Below are 504 nucleotides of genomic sequence, written 5' to 3'. Positions count from 1 at the left end.
ATGCATCGCAAACCATTAATGTTGAAGATACTACCAATCCTACAGCCTCTAACCCGAGTACCATTACTGTACCTGGAGGTCCTGCTCCTGCTCCTGATGTTACGGTCGTAACTGATGAAGCTGATAATTGTGGGAACACTCCTGTTGTTGCTTTTGTTTCGGATGTCTCTGATAATGCCAATTGCCCTGAAACCATTACCAGAACTTATAGTGTAACTGATACTTGTGGGAATAGCATAACCGTTGAACAAACCATTTTAATCACAGACCCTATAATGCCTACGGCTTCTAACCCTAATCCTATTGCTGTTCAATGTATTGATGATGTGCCTGCTGCGGATATTGAAGTTGTTACTGATGAAGCCGATAACCAAGGAACTCCTGTTGTTGCTTTTGTTTCGGATGTCTCTGATGGTAATACTTGTCCTGAAACTATTACCAGAACTTATAGCGTTACCGATGTGTGTGATAACCCAATTTTAGTCACTCAAACCATTACGGTTA

The 504-nt window shown here is 41.5% G+C and carries 1 protein-coding gene; it reads left to right on the top strand.

Annotation, left to right across the window (positions count from 1 at the left end; all coding sequences use genetic code 11):
• Window positions 1-504: HYR-like domain-containing protein (locus FH975_RS00050; RefSeq protein ID WP_202922924.1), on the top strand; the 504-nt coding region annotated here is incomplete at both ends.

Origin of the sequence: Nesterenkonia haasae, assembly GCF_010119385.1 — a bacterium.
GTDB lineage: Bacteria > Actinomycetota > Actinomycetes > Actinomycetales > Micrococcaceae > Nesterenkonia > Nesterenkonia haasae.
The sequence above is the reverse complement of the archived record's forward strand: the minus strand, read 5'-3'. Positions and strand labels throughout refer to the sequence as shown.